Here is an 18,932-nt window from a genome sequence, read left to right as displayed (position 1 = left end):
GATGTCACTCCTTGATAGCTCCGGCCAGGCCGCTGAGAAAGTACCGCTGCAGGGCAAAGAATAGGACTATGACCGGGATGACGAGTATTAACGATCCGGCCATGATCTCGTGGTACTGCGGCACATTTTCCGAAGCTAGTGCCTCCAGTGCCAAGGGCAGCGTATAGCGCGACTCATCGTTGAGGGACACCCGGCTCAGCACATACTCGTTCCACGTCGGCACTGCGGTCAGGACCGCGATGGTGATGAGGATGGGCCGGTTCAGCGGCAGGTAGACGCCCCAGAAGATCCTGGCCTCGGTCGCGCCGTCGACCCGGGCGGCGTCGCGCAGCTCCCGCGGCACGGTGCGGAAGGCGTTGGTCAGCAGCAGCACACTCAGCGGCGCGGTTCCGTTGACAAAGGGCAAGATCAAGCCTTGGTGGGTACCCAGAATGCCAAGCTCGTTTTCGAGAAGAACCAGTGGCAACAGCACGGTGATGCCCGGCACGAAAAGCAGGGCGATGAAGAACCGGTGCAGAAAACGGCGGCCCGGAAAGTCCAGCACCGCGAACGCGTAGGAGGCCAGGCTGTAGATGGCCACCACGCCGAGCACGGTGAGGCCGGTCACCTTGACACTGTTGAGGAAGTAGTCGAAGAAGTTCAGCCGGTTCCAGGTCTGGGCCAGCGTGGTCCACGTCGGATCGCGGGGGATCAGGTGCCCGCCGGCGAGAATCTCCAGCCTGCTCTTGAACGCGCCGGAAACCATCCACGCGAAGGGGTAGAGGCTGATCGCGGCATAGAAAGCCAAGGCGAGATAGGCGATGGCCCTGCCCACCGTGAGCCGTTGCCTCGCGCGTCTCCCAGCGGCTTCGCCCGCTGTCGCGCGTCTCATCGCTGGGCTCGCAGCAGGCGGGCGTTGAGCACGGTCAGCGCGAGCGCCGCCAGCAGAATCAGCCAGCCCAGGGCGCTGGCCAGGCCGAGGGTGGGGGACAGGCTCTGGAAGAAGGCCAGGTGGTAGGTGCGAAGCCCGAGCACATCGGTGTGTCCACCCGGGCCACCGTTGGTCATGAGCAGGAAGGTTTGAAAACCCTGCATGGTGTCGCGCATGCCGAGCAGCACGACGGCCGCGGTGATCGGCACCAGCAGCGGCCAGGTGATGTGGCGCAGGGTGCGCACCGCGCCCGCGCCGTCGACCTGGGCCGCCTCGACGATCTGCGGATCGATGGCCTGCAGCCCGGAAAGGTAGAGCAGCATCGCGATCGGCACGCTGCCCCAGATCATGATCACCAGCAGGGTGGGCAGTGCCGTTGCCGGGTCGGCCAGAAAGCCCTGCGGCCGCGACAGGCTGCCCAGCCCGAGCGAGCGAAGCATCAGGTTGATCGCGCCGTCCGGCTCCAGGACGTAACGCCACGCGTAATAGACCGCGATGCCCGTGGTCACGTACGGCAGAAAGAAGATGGAGCGCAGCACTGCCCGCAGGCGGCGGATCGAGTTGAGCAGCACCGCCAGCGGCAGCGCCACCACGACCGTGCCCAGCGGCACGGCGACCATGGTGACCGCCGTGTGGCCGGCCGCGTTGTGCACCTCCGGGGCGCGCCGCGGGTCGCTGAAAAGCAGGTCCAGATAGTTGTCCAGGCCGACCCACTGCCAATGCTCGGTAAAGCCGTTCCACTTCGCGAAGCTCAAGGTGAAGCTGTAGCCGATCGTGTAGAGCCCCATGACGAGGAACAGCGCCACCGCCGGGGCGACGAAGGCATAGCCGGTCACCCACTGACGGCGGCGCTGGTTTGTAGACACTACTTTTTGACCCACATGGCGGCGATGACGCTGTCGAGCTGGGCACCGGTCGCCGCCGCGCCGGCCTCCTTGAGTGGGGACAGTTTCAGCAGCGCGGTGCCGACGGGAACCTCGTCGTAGTCCGGTGGCCGGAACGAGCGGTTGGCCGCGTCGTAGGTCGACTCCTTCGGGCCGGTGAAATACTGTTGCAGCGCAGCAAGTTTCGGCCCGAGCAGGGCTTGCGCCTGCGCGCCCAGATCGGTGGCGGGAAGGTCCAGCGACGACTTCGCGAAGATCGCCGCGCCCTCGGCCGAGCTGAGGAAGTCGACCCACTTCACCGCCGCCGCTTTGTCCTTGGTGGTGGAGGTGACCGACAGCCCGGTGAGCGCGAGCGCGGCCAGGCGAAGGTCGCTGACCTTGCCACCAGCCGGCGGCGGGATCGGGAAGGTGACCATCTTCTCCGGCGTCATGCCGTTCTGGGCCAGGAACGCCATGGTGAAGGTGCCGCCCACGTTGAACGCCGACTTGCCCTGCGCGAAGGCCACATCCGCCTCGTCGATGCCCAGCGCTGACACCCCAGGGATCCAATAGGGTGTCAGCTGGCTATACAGCTCAAGGGTTTTCACCGCGTCGGGGGCGGCGAACCGCTGGCCGTCCTTGGCGAACAGCGCCTGGAAGCGGGCTTCGCCCAGGTAGGCGAAGGCGAGCTGCTCGTAGATCCAGTTGAAGCCGGTCTGGCTCACCTTGAGCCCCAGCGAAAGCCCGCCCTGTTTGGCGTCAACCTTTGTGGTGGCCTGCAGGTAGCTGAGGAACTGCTCCCACGTCTTGGGCGGGGAGTCCGGGTTGAGCCCGGCCGCTTGCATCTTTTCCCGGTTGCCGTAGACGATGCCGAAGGTCCCGGCCGTGAACGGGACGCTGTAGAGCGTGCCCACCTTGGCATCCTTGAGTTCCTCGGTCTTGGCCTTGCGTTCCTCGGTGACCAGGCCGGCCTGCCGGGTCGTGGTGAGGAATCTGTCCAGGCCCGGCCCGGCGAAGTCGCCGGCAAGGTCAGCGAGCAGGCCCGCTCCGCCCACTCGCATGTCCTCGCCGCCGGCGTGCAGCTCGAGCACGTCGGGTAGGTCCTTGGTTTGTGCCGCGCTCTGAATCTTCGCCGTAAAGACGTCATCAGGTGTGAATGCCTGAATATTTACGGTGATGCCTGTCTTGGTTTTGAAGGCGGTGGCAACCTCTTGCAGCGCCGCCACATGGGTGCGTTTGAAGGTCCACATTTCCAGGGTGGGGGTCGCTGACGCCGGGTCGTCGTCGCTACAGGCGGTCGTGCTCAGCGCCAGCGCGATCGTTGCGGCAACGGCGATAGCGCGCGCTCTGGGTCCGTTCACGGGTCTGCTCTCCTTCGCGACAGCCCAGTGAGCGGCCTGGACTCGGGGTTAGCAAATCGTTAAGACTTGGTGCCCCGCAATCTACCCGTAACCGGGCCGAAGTCAAGAGCGGTCTTTGTCCTAAGCAGACTGACGGGCCACCAGCCGGGCCGGGACCACGATCTCCCGGGGCGGGCCGGTTTCGTTGCCCGACAACCTATCCAGCAGCAGCCCGCCGGCCGCCCGGCCGATCTCGCGGGCCGGGTTGGCCATCGTAGTCAATTGGGGCGAGATCAGGCTCGCCGCCTCGATGTCGTCAAAACCCATCACGGCCAGCTGATCGGGCACCTCGATGGCGTGCTGCCGGGCCACGTCCAGCGCTCCGATCGCCATCATGTCGTTGGCGCAGAGCACCGCATCCGGCACGTGCCTGCGCTCCAGCAGGCGCAGCATGCCCTGCGCGCCACCGGCCCGGCTGAATTCGGTGTGCTCGACGATGCCGGGCTTGCCCAGCGCCACACGGTATCCGGCCACCCTTTCCGCAGCCGGGCCCTGCGCGGCGGGCCCGCAGATGAACGCGATGCGCCGGTAGCCGCGCCCGATCAGGTACCGGGTTGCCTCGGCCGCGGCGCCCTCATCGTCGGTGTGCAGCAGATCCACGCCCCGCTGAGCCAGCCGCCCGCCCAAGCGCAGCACCGGAATCCCCGCCTCGATGACCGGCTGCAGATCCTCGGCGTGGGTGTCGAACACGGCGAAGGCCACGGCGTCGACCTGGCGCGAAATCATCTTGTCCAGCGCGGCGCGTTCCAGGTCACGATCGCCATTGGTGTTCGTGATTATCTCGTCATAGCCCGCCGGGCCCAGCACGTCCTGCAACCCGCGCGCCAGCAACGGATAGAACGGGTTGGTGATGTCCGGGATCACCAGCCCGATCGTCATGCTGCGCCCCGCGCGCAGCCCCCGGGCGACCACGTTGGGCCTGTACCCCAGCTGGTCGATCGCGTCCAGGATGCGCTGCCGTGTCGCCTCCGACACTGGCCGCCTTCCGTTGAGCGCGTGCGACACGGTGGTGGCGCTGACCCCGGCGAGCTGCGCCACCTGGCCGATGCGGGGCCGATCGCCGCGAAAACGCATCCGCGGATCGTACCCCGCGCGAAGACCGCCCACATGAGACCATGCTCGGGTGAGCACCCCGGCCCGCCTCCTCGCCTCGGTCGCCCTTGCCCCGCCTGACGAGGATGTTCGGCTTTCGGTGCAGTGCTGGCCAGATCGTGTTCTGGTGCTGGCCCGCACCGACACGCAGCTGTTCGCCTATGACCTCGACCGGGCCATCGACGGTGAGACCGACGCCACGGTGTTTGCGGCGCCGTGGCCGTGGCGGGTGGGCACCAGCTCGGCCAGCCCCGACTTGAGCTTCGCCGTCTTCAGCGGCGTGCATGCGGTGCAAGCCGTCGACGCCGGCGGCGGGATGCGTTGGGAGGTAAGGCACTCCTGCTGGGAAGGGTCGTGCCTGGCGCAGCACGGCAGCTATGCGGAATATGCCGACGACCGTGATCATCGGCATCCGGAGAGCGGCTCGGCCCGGGTGTCCGGCGATGGCCGGACGGTCTGGCTGCATTTGCGAGGTCCTTTGCCCGGCGATGAGCTGCCCTCCGATCACGACCCGTGGGGCGGTCACGAGCAATGGCTTGTCGTGGATGCCGCCGACGCAGGTGTGCTCGGCCGGATCGCCACCGATACCGATGCGGGTGGGTCATTTCAGTTTCCGCACCCGGACCCGTCGCGGATGGCGCTCAACGTGGGCGAGGGTCAGGACGGGTCGGTGATCTGGTTAGGACAGCTCAAAGACGGCCGGCTGCAGGCCGAACACATCGGGCAGGACGACGAGATGCTCATCGGCATCCTCCCGTCCGGGCGCACCTACGCCACCATCGGTCACAGCGCCGAAGAAGAGCTGAGCCTGCACCGGTTCGACGACACGAAGGTCATCGGCACGCTGCTGGCCATGCAGCACTCCGCACACGAGGACAAGGACGTCGTTCGCTGGGAGGCCAAGGAGATCGGGGCGGTCGACGAGCGCACCATCGTCGTGGCCACCGGCATCGCCAGCATCAGCGGCATCCGCGCGACCGAAGTGGAACACTGGCTCGTCGACGTCGACACGCTGCAAGCCCGTGGGCCAATTCACTACCCGGACGGCACACCACCGAGTGTCGTTGGCATTGGGAAGAGTCGATGGATGACGAAAACTCCCGGTGTCAAACTGGGCTTCGACGTATGGACGTGCCCATGATATCGAAATACTTGCTGGTACTGGTCCTGCTGTTCACCGCCGCGGCGTCGTGTGACGACCAGCCGCCGCAGGACACGGCGCAAGCGCCCTACCGCGACGCGTCGCTTCCGGTGGCCCAGCGCGTGGCAGACCTGATGTCGAGGATGAGCCTGGCCGACAAGCTGGGCCAGATGACCCAGGCCGAGCGGGGTTCGATCACCCCTTCCGAGGTCACCGAGTTCCGGATCGGGTCGGTGCTGTCCGGCGGCGGTTCGGTGCCCCGGCCCAACGACCGCGGCGGCTGGGTGGCGATGGTCGACGCCTATCAGCGGGCGGCGCTGGCGACCCCGCTGGGAATCCCGTTCCTTTATGGCGCCGACGCGGTGCACGGGCACAACAACGTCGCCGGGGCGACCGTGTTCCCGCACAACATCGGGCTGGGCGCGACCCGCGACGCCGACCTGGTGATCCGGATAGGCCAGGCCGTCGCGCAGGAGGTCGCCGAAACCGGTGTGCACTGGACCTTCGCGCCGTGCCTGTGCGTGGCCCGCGACGACCGGTGGGGGCGCACCTACGAGTCGTTCAGCGAAGACCCGGCGGTGGTGGCGTCGATGTCGGGCATCATCACCGGAATCCAGAGCCAGCAGGTGATGGCGACGGCGAAGCACTACCTGGGCGACGGCGGAACGACCGGCGGCAAGGATCAGGGCGACACGCAGCTGAGCCTGGAGCAGCTGCGCGCGATCCACCTGCCGCCGTTCGAGGCGGCCGTCAAACGCGATGTCGCCTCGGTGATGGTCTCGTTCTCCAGCTGGAACGGCGACAAGGTGCACGGCAGCGAGCAGCTGATCACCAAGGTGCTCAAGGACGAGCTCAAGTTCGGCGGGTTCGTGGTCTCGGACTGGAACGGGATGGATCAGATCGACGGGGTGAAGGGACTGTCCGCTGTGGACGTGCGCACGGCGATCAATGCCGGCATCGACATGGCGATGGTGCCGCAGCAGTGGGGCGAATTCCTGCGCCTGCTCAAGGAGGAGGTCGACGCGGGACGGGTGACGATGGCCCGCATCGACGACGCCAACCGGCGCATCCTCACCAAGAAGATCGAGTACCAGCTTTTCGAGCAGGTCAAGACCGGGCGTAACACCGACACCTTCGGTGGCGCCGCGCATCGCGCGCTGGCCCGCGAAGCCGTCGCCAAATCGCAGGTGCTGCTCAAGAACTCCGGCGTGCTGCCGCTCAAGCCGCGCGCGGGCAAGCTTTTCGTCGCCGGGCGCAGCGCCGACAACACGGGCAACTCCAGCGGCGGCTGGACGCTTTCCTGGCAGGGCGGGCCGGGCCCGGTGCCGGGCGCGACCAGTGTGCTGCAAGGCATCCGCGAGGTGGCCGGCCCCGGCGCGCAGATCACCTTCGCCGCCGACGGTGCCGGTATAGACCGCAGCTACAGTGCCGCGATCGCGGTGATCGGCGAGTTGCCCTACGCCGAATATCAGGGCGACCGCCCGGAAGGTGTCCGGCTCGACCCGGGCGATGTCGCTGTTCTGGCTTCGCTGAAGGCTTCCGGGGTACCGGTGATCGTGGTGCTCATCTCCGGGAGGCCCATGGACGTGGCCGCCCACCTGCCCGGCTGGGACGCGCTGGTGGCCGGATGGCTGCCCGGCTCGGAGGGCGCCGGTGTCGCCGATGTGCTGTTCGGACGCGTCTCCCCGACCGGCAAGCTGCCGGTGGCCTGGCCCGTCGACGGCGGGCAGCCGGCCAACACCGGCGACGGCAAAGCGGTGCTGTTCCCTCTCGGGTTCGGGCTGACCTATTAGGTCTGAACCGTTCCCGGCTTTCCTTCGTGGGCAGTTTTATGCGACGCGTTGCCGTTCTCGCCATGGTATCGACCTTGGCCGCAGTCTTCCTGGCCCCGGCCGGTGCCCAGGCCCAGGGCATCATTTCGGCCCTGTCCGTCTCGCCGTCACAGGTCCGCGACGGCGCCTCCGCGCTCGGGACGGTCACGCTGATCCCGCTGGATGCGACCCCCACCACGGTTCTGCTCTTCAGCAGCGATCCCGGTGTCGCCTCGGTGCCGCCGTCGGTCGTCGCGCCCGCCGGGCAGGGGACCGTCACGTTCACGATCACGACGAACGCCGCCGCGCCGCCGACCATCGTGCAGATCACCGCCGCCATCCAGAATGTTCCGCGCCAGGCCAATCTTTCCGTCAACGCGGCGACGCCGCCGGGACCATCGCTGTCGGCGGTGTCGGTGACCCCGTCGACCCTCACCGGCGGCAGCGCGGCGACCGGCACGGTGACCTTCACCGGCGCCACCAACGGTGCGGTCGTTCAGCTTTCGTCCAGCAACCCGGCCCTGGTCGGGGTCCCGTCGGAGACCGTTGTCAACGGCGGCGCGTCCACCGGCGCGTTCCCGGTGACCACCGCCGCGGTAGCCGCGAACACCACGGTTTCGATCACCGCCAGCTGGTTCGCCATCACGCGCACCACGACGATCACCTTGACCCCCGGGGCGCCGGCCCCCGCGGACCGGGTGGCGATCACGAAGGCCAGGTGGAAGCGGGGCCTGCTCACCATCGAAGCCACCAGCACCAACCCGAACGCGATCCTGTCCGTGTTCACCCAGTCGGGCGGGTTCATGTTCACCCTGACCAACAACGGCGGTGGGCGCTATTCCGACCAGCGCGGCTGGGTGACCAATCCACAGGTCATCACCGTGCGCAGCAACTTCGGCGGATCGGCCACGGCGACGCTGACCAGCTGATCACCTCGGCTCACGCCCGCGCGGTCAGCAGCAGCACCTCGATCGGGGCGGCGATGCCTTCGCCGGAGATGAAGGGCGCCAAGGAGATTCGGCAGTCCTCCACTATCCGCGCCCGCACGTCATCGTCGACGCGCTCGGCGATCGGCAGCAGCTCGACGTCGAGGAAGCTTTGCAGGCCGGGCAGGCGGGTGGCGCTCATCCAGTTGCCCGCGCCGGTGACGGTCAGCCCGGCCTGTTCGGCCTGTGCGGTCAGCTGATCGGGGTCGCCCGCGGCGAAGTAGGAGGCGATCAGCTCCACCGCCTCGGGACCGGCGTGCCGGCTCACCACGTCGGCGAGCGCGGCGTAGCCGGGGCTGTGCGTGAGCCTGCCCGGGACCTGGATCAGCACCCGCGCGCCGGGCTTGGCCACCCGGCGCATCTGGGCCAGGGCGCCGACGCGGTCGGGGAAGAACATCATGGCGGCTTGACTCAGTACCAAGTCAAAGGAATCCTCGGCAAAAGGCAGCGCGGCCGCGTCGCCTTGAACCCAGTTCAGGCTCGGGGCAAGGCGCTTGGCCACGCTCAGCATGGCCGGATTGAGGTCCACTCCGGTTGCCGACGCGCCACCCGCGGCGGCCGTGCGGGCCACGATCCCGGTGCCGCAGGCGACGTCGAGCACGTTGTCGCCCTGCGCCGGATCCGCTTGCGCGACAAGGTGTTCGGCCCATCGCCGAAACAGCGCCGGGACAAAGGTGGACTCGTAGAACTCCGCGGCCCGTGTGGACAGCTCATAGGTGCTCATGCGCTCGAGCCTGCCGGTGATGGCCGCTTAGCACATCGGGCAAGTTACCTATGTGTCAGCGGCAGCACGTAGGCGTTGACGTAGAAGTTCTTGACGTTGGCCCAGTGCAGGTGACCGGAGACGGTCTGGTTGCCCTCGGCCCCGCACACCACGTGCAGGTGCACCTTGCCGTCGACGATCTCTCCGGTGCCGGAGAACTCCAGCGGCTGCGGGTACTCGATGATGATGTCGCTGGTGGCGTCGTCCATGGCCATCGTGCTGATGGCGCATCCCTCCACAGCGCCGATGAGAGAGACGATCGCGCCGTCGAGGATGTCGAGTTCCTCGAGCTTGCGGCTGATGGTCTCCATGACCTCTTCGCCTGAGGCGACGGAAAGTAGGATCACGGTTCCTCCCTAGGGTGAAGGAAGACCCTGCCCGCCTTAGGTTCTGCCGGCGGAGAGGCGGACGCGGAAGCTCCGGACCCGGCGCCGGCGGCGCCTGGGGAGGATGTGCGCATTGACTCGGCTCGGCGCCGGGTACCGGAAGCTGGTTCCATGAATCGTCATGGTCGGTGGGGCAGGTCTGGTGCGGGCAGCGGCTTTCGCGCTCCGCATGGCCACCGCGGCCCGGCACATGACGTCATCGACGTCGGCCGGGCCGGTCACCGTGGCAAGGCCCACGGAGGCGGTGACCTGCAGATAATGTCCCCCGGCCCAGATGGGGGCGGCCATGAGCCGGGACAGGGAGCGGGCGTCCGGATAGACGCCCCCTCCCGGCGCGGCGGAGCAGGGCAGCAGAGCCGCGAACTCATCCCCGTCGACGCGCGCGACGAGGTTTCCCGTGATGTAGTCGGCGAATCGCCGTGCGAGGGAGGTCAGTAACTGGTCTCCCACGCGGTGCCCATACGCGGTGTTGATGCGGGTGAAACCGTCCATGTTCACCAGCACGGCAACCAAGGACCGAGCGGGGGGATCGGCCAGTTGTGCCGTGGCGAATTGGTAGAACGTGCGCCGGTTGAGCAGTCCGGTCAGCGGGTCGTGGTGAGCCGCGTTCCTTTCCGCCTGGTTTTCCTTGCGCTGCAAGGCAGATTCGGCCTGGCAGCGCCGGGCCCGGCTTCGGAACCAGAAGGTGGCAACCATGGACGCTGTGGTGGCTGCCCCGGCCGCGATCGTGAATGGGTCCATTGTTTCCCCCTTTCCGCGCTGTAGCCCCGTGGCACCGGTGGCTATTCGGTTGAGGTGGAGCCTCGGTCCTACTGCGGCCGATCATCTGGTCGGCTGGCAAGGCGCCGCCAAATGACGACGGGGCAGCCAATGCACATGCGTTATGATGCCTCCTGCACGATGCAAATGCAAGCGCGGATGCACGTGCAGATGGCTGGTCAAGGACGAAGGAGACGGGTCAAGTGGCGGCGCACATGCTAGGTACAGCGTTGTCAGACCTGCTCTGGCGCAAGAGTGGGCGCAGCAATGCGAGCGGGAACTGCGTGGAATTGGCACAGTTGCCCGAGGGTGGTGTCGCGCTGCGCAATTCGCGCGACCCGGAAGGTCCTGCCCTGGTGTTCACCCGCGACGAGATCATGGCGTTCGTCCTCGGGGTACGGGCCGGCGAGTTTGATGACATGGTCATCTAAGCCGTCCGATAAGGACGGTCGGGCGCCGATCATGGCATGCTTGGCAATCAAAAGGGGGTAACGGGGTGACTTCGACGCCCGGAGAAGCCGGGATGACCGGCGGGCCAACGGTGTTGCGCATTGTGCTCGGCGCGCACCTGCGGCGTCTGCGGGAGTCGCGCGGCGTCACCCGGGAGGACGCCGGGTGGCAGATCCGGGCCTCGGAGTCGAAGATCAGCCGGATGGAGCTGGGCCGGGTCGGGTTCAAGGAACGCGACGTCGAAGACCTGCTCACCCTCTACGGGCTGGAGGGCGGCGAAGAGCGCGACCGGCTGCTGGCTCTGGCCCGCAGCGCTAATGCCCCCGGCTGGTGGCACCGCTACAGCGACGTGCTGCCGTCGTGGTTTCAGCCATATATAGGCCTGGAAGCGGCGGCCTCGCTCATCCGAAACTACGAGGTCCAATTCGTCCCCGGCCTGTTGCAGACCCCCGCCTATGCCCGCACCCTGGTGCGGCACGGACACACGCGGGCCTCCGATGAGGAGGTCGAGCGGCGTGTCGACGTACGCATGGCGCGTAAGAAGGTGCTGACCCAGCCCAGTGCGCCGCAGCTGTGGGTGGTCATCGACGAGGCGGCGTTGCGCCGGCCGATGGGCGGGCCCGCCGTGATGCGTGAGCAGATCGAGTTCCTGGTGGAGTCGGCTGCTCAGCCCAACATCACCATCCAGGTCGTGCCCTTTCGGGTCGGCGGGCACGCCGCGGTCGGCGGTGCCTTCAGCATCCTGCGATTCGCCGAGCCGGAGCTGCCCGACGTGGTCTACGTCGAACAGCTCACCAGCGCGCTCTACCTCGACAAGCGAGACGATATCGATCAATATGCAGTGGCCATGGAGACACTGTGTATCGAGGCCGCTCAACCGGAGCAGACCGAAGCGCTTCTGCGCCGGATCGCCTCTGAGCTCAACGAGTGACAACCATTCCCATCCCTCGAACCGACCATTACCCTAGGTTGGTCCAACTCCCACCCACCGTAAATGCGAGGTGCATTCGTGAACGACACGATGCCCGGCGCGAGCGATCCTCTATCGCGTTTGGACACCACAGTGGCCCATTCGGCCCGGCTGTGGAACTACCTTCTCGGGGGCAAGGACAACTTCGCGGTCGATCGTGAAGCGGCACAACAGGTGCTCACCTTCATGCCAGAGCTGGTCCAGTCGGCTCGTTACAACCGCGAATTTCTGGGCCGCGTCGTGCGCCATCTTGCCGGTGCCAGTGGCATCGGCCAGTTCCTCGACATCGGCACCGGACTACCCACCGCGAACAACACCCATGAGGTCGCTCAGGCGGCCAATCCGGCCGCCCGGATCGTATATGTGGACAACGACCCGATGGTGCTCGTCCACGCCCGTGCCCTGCTGACAAGCACCGCGCTGGGCGCCACCGACTACATCGACGCCGACGTCCGCGACCCTGGCGCGATTCTCGAGGCTGCCGCCCGCACCCTCGACTTCGGCCAGCCAGTAGCCATCATGCTGCTCGGCATCATGAACTTCGTCACCGACGACGAGCAGGCGCAGGCAATCGTGCGCCAGCTCGTGCAAGCCGTTCCCGCCGGCAGCTACCTCGTGATCTCCCATCCCACCATGGAAGTTCACGCCGAAGCCGTGGCACAGGCTATGCGCATGTGGAACGAAGGCGGCTCGGCACCGATCACCGCCCGCAGCCCCAAGGAGATCGGCCGCTTCTTCGAAGGCACCGAGCTGCAGGAGCCCGGCGTGGTGACGGTTTCGCAATGGCGGCCGGACGGCAATGACACCACCATCGTCACCGAGTTTGGTGGCGTGGGCATCAAGCGCTAGACAGCCAGCGAAGTTCGCCTATATTGGGGGCCATGCCATCACCGGCGGAAGGCCTTGATCTGGACGACATCCTCGTCGTGATCATGCATCCGTTCGGCAACCTCGAGGTGACCTTGCGCTGGTGGATCGAAAACGGGCCTGGCCCGAGGCCGTTCGTGCGGCCGGGCCGGGTCCGTTCCCGTAGCACGGGTCAGCGCCTGCCGTTCAGCACCATCCCGCTGTCGTACCGCAACACACGTCAAGCGCGGCAGGCGATTCGGGAGGGTCACCTGCCCAACCCGTGGCCCACGAAGTGGCGGCTTCCCTCCGCCGAAGAGGAGATCGAGAACATGCGCCTGGCCATAGGTGAGGAACGCGACGAACTCACCGATGAGGAGCTCGGCTCGGTGGTCGAGGCCTATGACGACGAGCCGCCCGGGGCCGGCCGGCACCGCGCTGTGTGAGCTTTGGCTTCTTTGGGTACCCGATAATCGTGTCCACGGCACAGTCGCTGCTCGTCGCCGACCGTTACCGCCTGCTGCACCCGCTGGGTCAGGGGGGCATGGGGCGGGTCTGGCGTGCCCGCGACGAGGTGCTCAACCGTGATGTGGCCATCAAGGAACTCGTGCCGCCGCCGGGCCTGACCACGGCGGAACGCGGCGAGATGCAGGCCCGCTCGATGCGCGAGGCGCGGGCGGTGGCCCAGCTGAACCACCCCCATGTGGTAAGGGTCTTCGACGTGGTCGAGGTGGGCAAGGGCGATCCGTGGATCGTGATGGAGTACCTGCCGGGCAAGTCGTTGCATGAAGCCATGTCCGACGGCGACGACCTGTCCCCGCAGCGGGTGGCGGGGATCGGGCTGGAGATCCTGCAGGCGCTCAGCGCCGCGCACGAGGTGGGCGTGGTGCACCGCGATGTCAAGCCCGGCAACGTTTTGCTGACCCAGGACGGCCGGGCGGTGCTGACCGACTTCGGCATCGCCACCATGCCCGGCGACCCGTTCGTGACCCGGACAGGTTTGCTGATCGGGTCACCGGCCTACCTCGCCCCGGAACGCGCGCGCGACGGCAAGACCAGCAAAGCCTCCGACCTGTGGTCGCTGGGCGCCACCCTTTACGCGGCAACGGAAGGCAAGCCGCCGTTCGGCCGGGCCTCGACGATGGAGACGCTGACCGCGCTGGCCACCGAGCCGATCCCGCCGCCGCGCCGGTCCGGGCCGCTGACACCGGTGTTGATGGGGCTGCTGGAGAAGAATCCGGGCCGGCGTCTGGACTCGGCCACGGCGCAGCGGATGCTGCGCGAGGCGATGGCGCCGCCCAGGGCGAAAGCCACCCGGGCGCTGCCCACCTCGCCGCCGCGGCGGGCTTCGCCTGGTACCAGCCGAAAATGGTTGTGGGCCTTGGTTTTGTTGCTGGCGCTGGGTGCTGTGGTGCTGTTCCTGCTGGACCGCTCCTCGTCACGCGACCAGGGCGCGGCATCGTCGCCGTCGGCCCAGCCCTCGGCCAACCAATCGGTGCAGCCGTCGGTCAAGCCCGCACCCACCGGCTTCCAGCTCCCGGCCGGCTGGCAATGGCGCGACGACGGGAACGGCTTCAAGGTGCCCGTTCCCGACGGCTGGCAGTTCAGCCGGGACGGCGACGGGCGAGCCCAATGGCAGGACAAGGCGACCGGGCGGCTGCTGCTCATCGAGCAGTCCCGCACCCCGAAGCCGGACCCGGTGCAGGACTGGCGCAACAACGAGGCCGCGCGGCGCAACGGATATCGCAACTACCAGCGCATCCGACTGGAGCCTGTGTCCTATTGGGACAAAGCCGCGGATTGGGAGTTCACCTACACCCTTGGCAACACCCCGGTGCACGTGCTCAACCGGGGCTTCATCACCGCGCCGGACCAGGCCTATTCGATCTACTGGCGCACCCCGGCCGCGACGTGGGACGCCGACCGCGACGAGCTCCAGATCATCCTGGACGGCTTCATTCCGGCCAGAAGCTGACTCCCTACACCATGACGATGCATTCGTCGATACGTAGAAATGCGTAGTTGTATCTGCGGGTTCGCCGCCCCTACCGTGCACGCATGCCAGTCACCAGGAGAACCCTCATCCGTGGCGCGGCGGCGGTCACCGGTCTGTCCGCCGGCGGCCTTCTGCTGCCCGCCCCAGCGTTTGCCGGGCCCGCCATCTACAACCCATTCGCCGGGTACCCGATCACCGATGGGTGGCAGGAACACCTGGCCCGCGGCTCGCTGGGCGGCATCGACTTCGCGATGCCGGTAGGCACCGGGCTGCCCGCGTGCGGGGCGGGCACCGTGACCAACACCCCGTTCAACGGCACGGGCGGGCACACCGTCACCATCAGCCACGCCGAGGGATACCGCAGTCAATACCTTCACCTGTCACAGTTCTTGCTCGCCAACGGAACCGGCGTCGGGGCGGGCGCCATCGTCGGGCTCTCCGGCGGGGCCGCCGGCGCACCCGGCTCGGGCAGCTCGACCGGCCCGCACGTGCACTGGCACATGATTAATCCCGCCGGGGTGCGGATCAATCCGCTGGAGTACATCGCGAACAACCCGGCTCCGCCCGCCGGAACCTCCGGCCCGATGTACCACCAGCTGCGCGCCGCCTCCGGCAGCTGGACAGGTTTCCGGCCGCTGAACGGTTTCCAGACCTCGTTGCCCGGCAACGCTAAAGACATGGCCGTGGCCGGGTTGCCCGACGGCTCCGCCCAGGTCGCCATCATCGGCGCCGACGATCGCCTCTACCACCGGGTCCGCCAAGCCAACGGCACCTGGACAGAATTCCAGCCGCTCAACGGCATGGGCACCACCTCCCCGGCCCAGGGCAAGCGGGTGGCCATCTGCGGACTGCCCAACGGCTCGGCCCAGCTGGTCTTGGTCGGCGCGGACGACACCGTCTACCACCGCGTCCGCCAAGCCAACGGCGCCTGGACAGAATTCGGCCGCCTCAACGGTTTCGGCACCACCACGCCGGCCGGCGCCAGGGACGTCGCCATCAGCGGCCAGCCCGACAACACCGCGCAGGTGCTCATCGTCGGCATGGACAACGGCATCTACCACCGGCTCCGGCAGACCAGCGGGGTCTGGACCGAATTCCAGCCCCTCAACGGCAACGGCACCGGCGCCACCGCACAGGGCAGCGCCGTGGCGATCGCCGCCCTGCCCGACGGTTCCGCCCAAGTCGTCATCGCGGGCGGGGGCGGGCAGCTGCACCACCGCGTGCGCCTGGCCTCCGGCAGCTGGACCCCGTTCGCCCCGCTCAACGGCGTCGGCACGACAAGCCCCGCGGTCGCCAAGGACGTCACCATCGCCGGCCTGCCCAACGGCACCGCCCAGGTGGTCATCGTCGGTGCCGACGACGCCATCTACCACCGGGTACGGGCCGGCAACGGCTCGTGGACCGAATTCAACAGCCTGCCCGGCCAGGGCACCACCACCCCCGCCCGAGGCAGCCGAGTCGCCCTGGCCGGTCTGCCCGACAACTCCACCCAGCTAGTCCTGGTCGGCCGCTAGTCATCACCTCAACGCGGCCGGGCAGGCATGCCCGGCCGCGCTGGATCGGTTGCTGTTATTGGTCGTTGCCGGGATCGGCGGGCTCGACCTGTTTCGGTGCCCGGGTTCGCTCGGTCGGGCGCTCCGACGGAGCCGGCTGCGTAGCCTGTGTCGGCTCCGTAGCTTGCGGCGGCTGCGCGGGCCGCACCGGTTGGGAGGCTTGGACCGGCTGCGCAGCTTGCGGCGGCTGGGCTGCTTTCGGTGGCTGCGCGGGTTGCGGTGGCTGCGCGGGCCGGACCGGTGGCGATGCCTGGACCGCTTGCGCGGGTTGTGAAGGTGCGGACTGGTCGGTGATTCGGGGCAGCTTCTGGGTTTGGACGCTGCTGTTGACCGGGCGGGCTGTGCCGGTGACCGCTGCCACCGGGACCAGCTGGGTCTCGTCGGCGCTGGCCGACTCGGCCCGGACACGGGCCGCTTCCGCCTGCGCTTGCGCTTCCGCGGCGGCGATGGCGTCGCGGCGGCCGGCGGCGTGGGCCTGGATGTGCTCCTTGAGGTTTTCCGATTCCTGCTCGGCGCGGCCCAGCCACCGCTCCCAGCGCTGCTGCATCGGGCGGATCATGCCGCCACCCACGCCGACGATGAGGATTCCGGCGACGGTGGCCAGGACGGCGATCAGCACCGGCATGGTGACCGTGGTGGCGATGCCGACCTGGTTGAGCGCCGCGATGATGCCGAGGCCGATGATGAAGAAGCTGGCCAGGCTGGCCAGCAACCGACCGTAGGACAGCCCGGCCAGTGCGGAGCTGACCACGTCCTTGACCGCCGACGCGAGCGCCGCGGCGACCACGATGATGACGATCGCGACCAATGCCTTGGGCAGCCAGGCGATCACGCCTTGAATGAGGTCGGACACCGGGTTGGGGCCCCACAGCCCGAAGGCCAGCTGGAGGGTGAAAAGCAGGACGGCGTAGTAGACGAGGGTGGCGACGATGCCTGACGCGTCGTACTTTCCGCCGGCAAGCCAGCGCCGAAGGCCGCCGCGTTGCACGGCCCGGTCGAAGCCCACCCGTTCCAGGAGCCGGTCGACCCACTTGCGCAGGAATCTGGCCACCAGCCACCCGATGACAAGAATCGCTACAAAAGCGACCGCCTTGGGAATGAAGACGATCACTGTGCGCCACATGTCGGCCACGGCGGCACCTATGTCCATTGCTTCCTCCTATGTCGAGGGCGTGTTCATTTAGGGCGGTACCCCGCGGGGCTTGATCGCTAAGCGATGGCTCGGCAAACTACAGGCTCAACCGATGCAACAAAGGCCGGCCCGAGCGCGTGCCAGTTCGGACACGCGACAGGAGAAGGCATGACGCAGGTGGATACGGGCGAGTTCGCCGAGTTCTACTCGACGCACTTTCACCGCATAGCGGGACAACTCTCGGCATATCTGGACGATCACGCCGAGGCGCAGGACCTTACCCAGGAAGCGTTCTGCCGCGCGCTGGATCACTGGAACAAGGTCAGCGCCTACGGCGATGCCGCGGGCTGGGTGCGCAGGGTGGCCTGGAACCTGGCCACCAGCCGGCTGCGCCACTTGCAGGTCGCGATGCGCCACCTGAAGCGGGAGCGGATAGAGCATGTCGAGGGGCCGGGGCCGGAACGTGTCGCGCTGTCGCGAGCGCTGGCCACCCTGCCGCCCAACCACCGGCTCGCCGTCGTGTTGCACCATCTGGCTCACCTGTCGACGGCCGAAATCGCTGAGCAGCAAGGGGTTGCCGAAGGCACCGTGCGGTCGTGGCTGTCGCGGGGCCGGTCCCAGCTGGCCGAGTACTTTGTGGAGAAGCAGGCGCCGGTCTGGGAAAGGGCCACCGCCAGCGCCATCCAGGCCCCCGGCGTGGCACAGACCGTGGCGGGGGTTCGCAAGCGGCGCAACGCCCGGCGGGCCGCCGTGGCCGCGATTGTCCTGGCGCTGCTGGTGATCCCGCTGGCCATCGCCCTTCGGCAGGACGCCAAGGTTCCGCCGGTAATCGGCCCGACGTCAGCGCCGGTGAACCCGACGCCCACGCCTTCGGCGACCGTTCATCCGCTGTCCCCTGAGTCCCGCACGCTGCCGTCGCACGGACGTGCCTTCGCCGAGCAGCCCAGGCTGTACTTTTTGGGCAGCAACAACATCTGGGCGCTCTTCGTGTCGTGCGTCGCGAACGTGCGGCAGGAGCTGGCGTGTCAGTACGCCCTGGACTACACCACCGACCGTGGCCTCAGCTGGCGCAACATCAAGCTTCCCGCTCTCAAGGGGTCGATCGTGGACCTGTACATCTTCAACCAGCAGGTCTTCGCCGTGCACGACTTGACGCCGCCGAAGACGTATTACCTGACCACGAATGGTGGTGCGACATACACCTCGCAAGCGACCCCGCCGACCCAGTCGCTGTATGCGCTGCTGGGCGAGTACTACACGCTTTGCCCGGGGGCCACCGGATTTGAGTCCGCGAAAGTCGAGTGCGCGAATGCCAAGCTCTACCGGGCCGGTGCGGGTGAGGTCACTACCAGCCTGCCGGTACACGACGGGACCACGCGCGTGATCAACGGCGGGGACGGCCGCCTGTGGCTGGCGAGCCAAAGCCCGAACCTGTATCGCAGCCAGGACAAGGCCCGGACGTGGCAGGAGGTCGACTTGCCGATCGGCGTGCAAGTTGGCGACGATCCGTCGGAGGTTCGCCTCTCGCCCGACGGCAAGGAGCTGTGGATGCCCGCGAAGGGCAACCTCATCAAGCTGGTGGGCGCGACCTGGACCACGATGGGCGTGCCGGACTTCGCCACGGTTACCGGCTGGATGCCGATAGGCGACGGGACGGTGGTGTTGCTGCGCCCGCACGCGGCCTCGTACTACCGAGATGGTGTGGAAACACCGATCGGTGTGGCGGATCCGTCCGGCGTTCAGGTGCTCAGCGACGGCACGATCGTGTTGCGAATCTCGCCCGGCTACGTCATCGGCACCGGCGCGGGGCAGCAGCGGGAGTGGATACTGATCGAACCGTGACCAGGGATTGTCGGACAATGGATTGCGATCGG

Annotated in this window: 17 protein-coding genes and 1 pseudogene; 10 read left to right on the top strand and 8 right to left on the bottom strand. The window is 67.6% G+C overall.

The window, feature by feature from the left end; all coding sequences use genetic code 11:
* Window positions 1-4: 4 nt before the first annotated feature.
* The 4 genes from Rhe02_RS18435 to Rhe02_RS18420 form a co-directional block, all read right to left on the bottom strand.
* Window positions 5-871: a carbohydrate ABC transporter permease gene (locus Rhe02_RS18435; RefSeq protein ID WP_203909482.1), complete on the bottom strand. Its 867-nt coding sequence runs from the start codon at window positions 869-871 to the stop codon at window positions 5-7.
* Complete coding sequence (locus Rhe02_RS18430) at window positions 868-1,776, bottom strand: carbohydrate ABC transporter permease (RefSeq protein ID WP_203909481.1); 909 nt, start codon at window positions 1,774-1,776, stop codon at window positions 868-870. Before Rhe02_RS18430 ends, Rhe02_RS18435 begins: the two co-directional genes overlap by 4 nt.
* A complete protein-coding gene (locus Rhe02_RS18425; protein ID WP_203909480.1) occupies window positions 1,776-3,134 on the bottom strand; it encodes an ABC transporter substrate-binding protein in 1,359 nt (452 codons plus the stop codon). The genes Rhe02_RS18430 and Rhe02_RS18425 overlap by 1 nt, the downstream gene beginning before the upstream one ends.
* Before the next feature lie 120 nt (window positions 3,135-3,254).
* Complete coding sequence (locus Rhe02_RS18420; protein ID WP_203909479.1) at window positions 3,255-4,247, bottom strand: LacI family DNA-binding transcriptional regulator; 993 nt, start codon at window positions 4,245-4,247, stop codon at window positions 3,255-3,257.
* A 49-nt stretch (window positions 4,248-4,296) separates the two neighbouring features.
* On the opposite strand from Rhe02_RS18420, the gene Rhe02_RS18415 reads away from it, so the two are divergent.
* From Rhe02_RS18415 to Rhe02_RS18405, 3 genes are all read left to right on the top strand, one after another.
* The gene (locus tag Rhe02_RS18415; protein WP_203909478.1) at window positions 4,297-5,406 is read left to right on the top strand and encodes a hypothetical protein; all 1,110 of its coding nucleotides are present in this window, start codon (window positions 4,297-4,299) and stop codon (window positions 5,404-5,406) included.
* Window positions 5,403-7,199, top strand: coding sequence for a glycoside hydrolase family 3 protein (locus Rhe02_RS18410; RefSeq protein WP_203909477.1), 1,797 nt, complete (start codon window positions 5,403-5,405; stop codon window positions 7,197-7,199). The genes Rhe02_RS18415 and Rhe02_RS18410 overlap by 4 nt, the downstream gene beginning before the upstream one ends.
* 62 nt (window positions 7,200-7,261) lie before the next feature.
* The gene (locus Rhe02_RS18405) at window positions 7,262-8,146 is read left to right on the top strand and encodes a hypothetical protein (RefSeq protein WP_203909476.1); all 885 of its coding nucleotides are present in this window, start codon (window positions 7,262-7,264) and stop codon (window positions 8,144-8,146) included.
* A gap of 10 nt (window positions 8,147-8,156) precedes the next feature.
* Here the strand turns inward: Rhe02_RS18405 and Rhe02_RS18400 are convergent, their stop codons facing one another.
* The 3 genes from Rhe02_RS18400 to Rhe02_RS18390 are packed head-to-tail and all read right to left on the bottom strand — an operon-like array spanning window position 8,157 to window position 10,093.
* Complete coding sequence (locus Rhe02_RS18400) at window positions 8,157-8,927, bottom strand: class I SAM-dependent methyltransferase (RefSeq protein ID WP_203909475.1); 771 nt, start codon at window positions 8,925-8,927, stop codon at window positions 8,157-8,159.
* Window positions 8,928-8,971: 44 nt separating this feature from the next.
* Window positions 8,972-9,313, bottom strand: coding sequence for a PCC domain-containing protein (locus Rhe02_RS18395; protein WP_203909474.1), 342 nt, complete (start codon window positions 9,311-9,313; stop codon window positions 8,972-8,974).
* A 36-nt stretch (window positions 9,314-9,349) separates the two neighbouring features.
* Window positions 9,350-10,093 (bottom strand): GGDEF domain-containing protein, encoded by a 744-nt coding sequence (locus Rhe02_RS18390; RefSeq protein ID WP_203909473.1) that lies wholly within the window; start codon window positions 10,091-10,093, stop codon window positions 9,350-9,352.
* A 233-nt stretch (window positions 10,094-10,326) separates the two neighbouring features.
* On the opposite strand from Rhe02_RS18390, the gene Rhe02_RS18385 reads away from it, so the two are divergent.
* The 6 genes from Rhe02_RS18385 to Rhe02_RS18360 all read left to right on the top strand — a co-directional run bounded on the left by Rhe02_RS18385 (window position 10,327) and on the right by Rhe02_RS18360 (window position 15,887).
* On the top strand, window positions 10,327-10,542 hold the full coding sequence (locus Rhe02_RS18385; protein ID WP_203909524.1) for a DUF397 domain-containing protein: 216 nt from the start codon (window positions 10,327-10,329) through the stop codon (window positions 10,540-10,542).
* 65 nt (window positions 10,543-10,607) lie between these two features.
* Window positions 10,608-11,492 (top strand): Sco1979 family transcriptional regulator, encoded by an 885-nt coding sequence (locus Rhe02_RS18380; protein ID WP_373320645.1) that lies wholly within the window; start codon window positions 10,608-10,610, stop codon window positions 11,490-11,492.
* Between the two features lie 90 nt (window positions 11,493-11,582).
* On the top strand, window positions 11,583-12,380 hold the full coding sequence (locus Rhe02_RS18375; RefSeq protein WP_203909522.1) for an SAM-dependent methyltransferase: 798 nt from the start codon (window positions 11,583-11,585) through the stop codon (window positions 12,378-12,380).
* Window positions 12,381-12,412: 32 nt separating this feature from the next.
* On the top strand, window positions 12,413-12,823 hold the full coding sequence (locus Rhe02_RS18370; protein WP_203909472.1) for a hypothetical protein: 411 nt from the start codon (window positions 12,413-12,415) through the stop codon (window positions 12,821-12,823).
* 29 nt (window positions 12,824-12,852) lie between these two features.
* Window positions 12,853-14,352: a serine/threonine-protein kinase gene (locus tag Rhe02_RS18365; RefSeq protein ID WP_203909471.1), complete on the top strand. Its 1,500-nt coding sequence runs from the start codon at window positions 12,853-12,855 to the stop codon at window positions 14,350-14,352.
* 83 nt (window positions 14,353-14,435) lie between these two features.
* On the top strand, window positions 14,436-15,887 hold the full coding sequence (locus tag Rhe02_RS18360) for a DUF8189 domain-containing protein (RefSeq protein WP_203909470.1): 1,452 nt from the start codon (window positions 14,436-14,438) through the stop codon (window positions 15,885-15,887).
* 489 nt (window positions 15,888-16,376) lie between these two features.
* On the opposite strand, the pseudogene Rhe02_RS49865 reads toward Rhe02_RS18360, so the two are convergent.
* Window positions 16,377-17,076, bottom strand: a pseudogene (locus Rhe02_RS49865) (mechanosensitive ion channel family protein); the annotation flags it as partial.
* A 150-nt stretch (window positions 17,077-17,226) separates the two neighbouring features.
* Here Rhe02_RS49865 and Rhe02_RS50770 point away from each other — a divergent pair.
* Complete coding sequence (locus Rhe02_RS50770; protein WP_203909469.1) at window positions 17,227-18,900, top strand: SigE family RNA polymerase sigma factor; 1,674 nt, start codon at window positions 17,227-17,229, stop codon at window positions 18,898-18,900.
* Window positions 18,901-18,932 lie beyond the last annotated feature (32 nt).

Origin of the sequence: Rhizocola hellebori, from assembly GCF_016862955.1 — a bacterium.
In the GTDB taxonomy this organism is placed as follows: domain Bacteria; phylum Actinomycetota; class Actinomycetes; order Mycobacteriales; family Micromonosporaceae; genus Rhizocola; species Rhizocola hellebori.
This window is presented reverse-complemented; position numbering and strand designations above follow the sequence as displayed.

What these genes read in the sequence shown, in the direction of transcription:
- Rhe02_RS18420 (WP_203909479.1), bottom strand. Translation starts at nt 4,247, where the DNA reads ATGCGTTTTCGCGGCGATCGGCCCCGCATCGGCCAGGTGGCGCAGCTC.
- Rhe02_RS50770 (WP_203909469.1), top strand. Translation starts at nt 17,227, where the DNA reads ATGACGCAGGTGGATACGGGCGAGTTCGCCGAGTTCTACTCGACGCAC.
- Rhe02_RS18360 (WP_203909470.1), top strand. Translation starts at nt 14,436, where the DNA reads ATGCCAGTCACCAGGAGAACCCTCATCCGTGGCGCGGCGGCGGTCACC.
- Rhe02_RS18435 (WP_203909482.1), bottom strand. Translation starts at nt 871, where the DNA reads ATGAGACGCGCGACAGCGGGCGAAGCCGCTGGGAGACGCGCGAGGCAA.
- Rhe02_RS18405 (WP_203909476.1), top strand. Translation starts at nt 7,262, where the DNA reads ATGGTATCGACCTTGGCCGCAGTCTTCCTGGCCCCGGCCGGTGCCCAG.
- Rhe02_RS18410 (WP_203909477.1), top strand. Translation starts at nt 5,403, where the DNA reads ATGATATCGAAATACTTGCTGGTACTGGTCCTGCTGTTCACCGCCGCG.
- Rhe02_RS18390 (WP_203909473.1), bottom strand. Translation starts at nt 10,093, where the DNA reads ATGGACCCATTCACGATCGCGGCCGGGGCAGCCACCACAGCGTCCATG.
- Rhe02_RS18370 (WP_203909472.1), top strand. Translation starts at nt 12,413, where the DNA reads ATGCCATCACCGGCGGAAGGCCTTGATCTGGACGACATCCTCGTCGTG.
- Rhe02_RS18385 (WP_203909524.1), top strand. Translation starts at nt 10,327, where the DNA reads ATGCTAGGTACAGCGTTGTCAGACCTGCTCTGGCGCAAGAGTGGGCGC.
- Rhe02_RS18375 (WP_203909522.1), top strand. Translation starts at nt 11,583, where the DNA reads ATGCCCGGCGCGAGCGATCCTCTATCGCGTTTGGACACCACAGTGGCC.
- Rhe02_RS18400 (WP_203909475.1), bottom strand. Translation starts at nt 8,927, where the DNA reads ATGAGCACCTATGAGCTGTCCACACGGGCCGCGGAGTTCTACGAGTCC.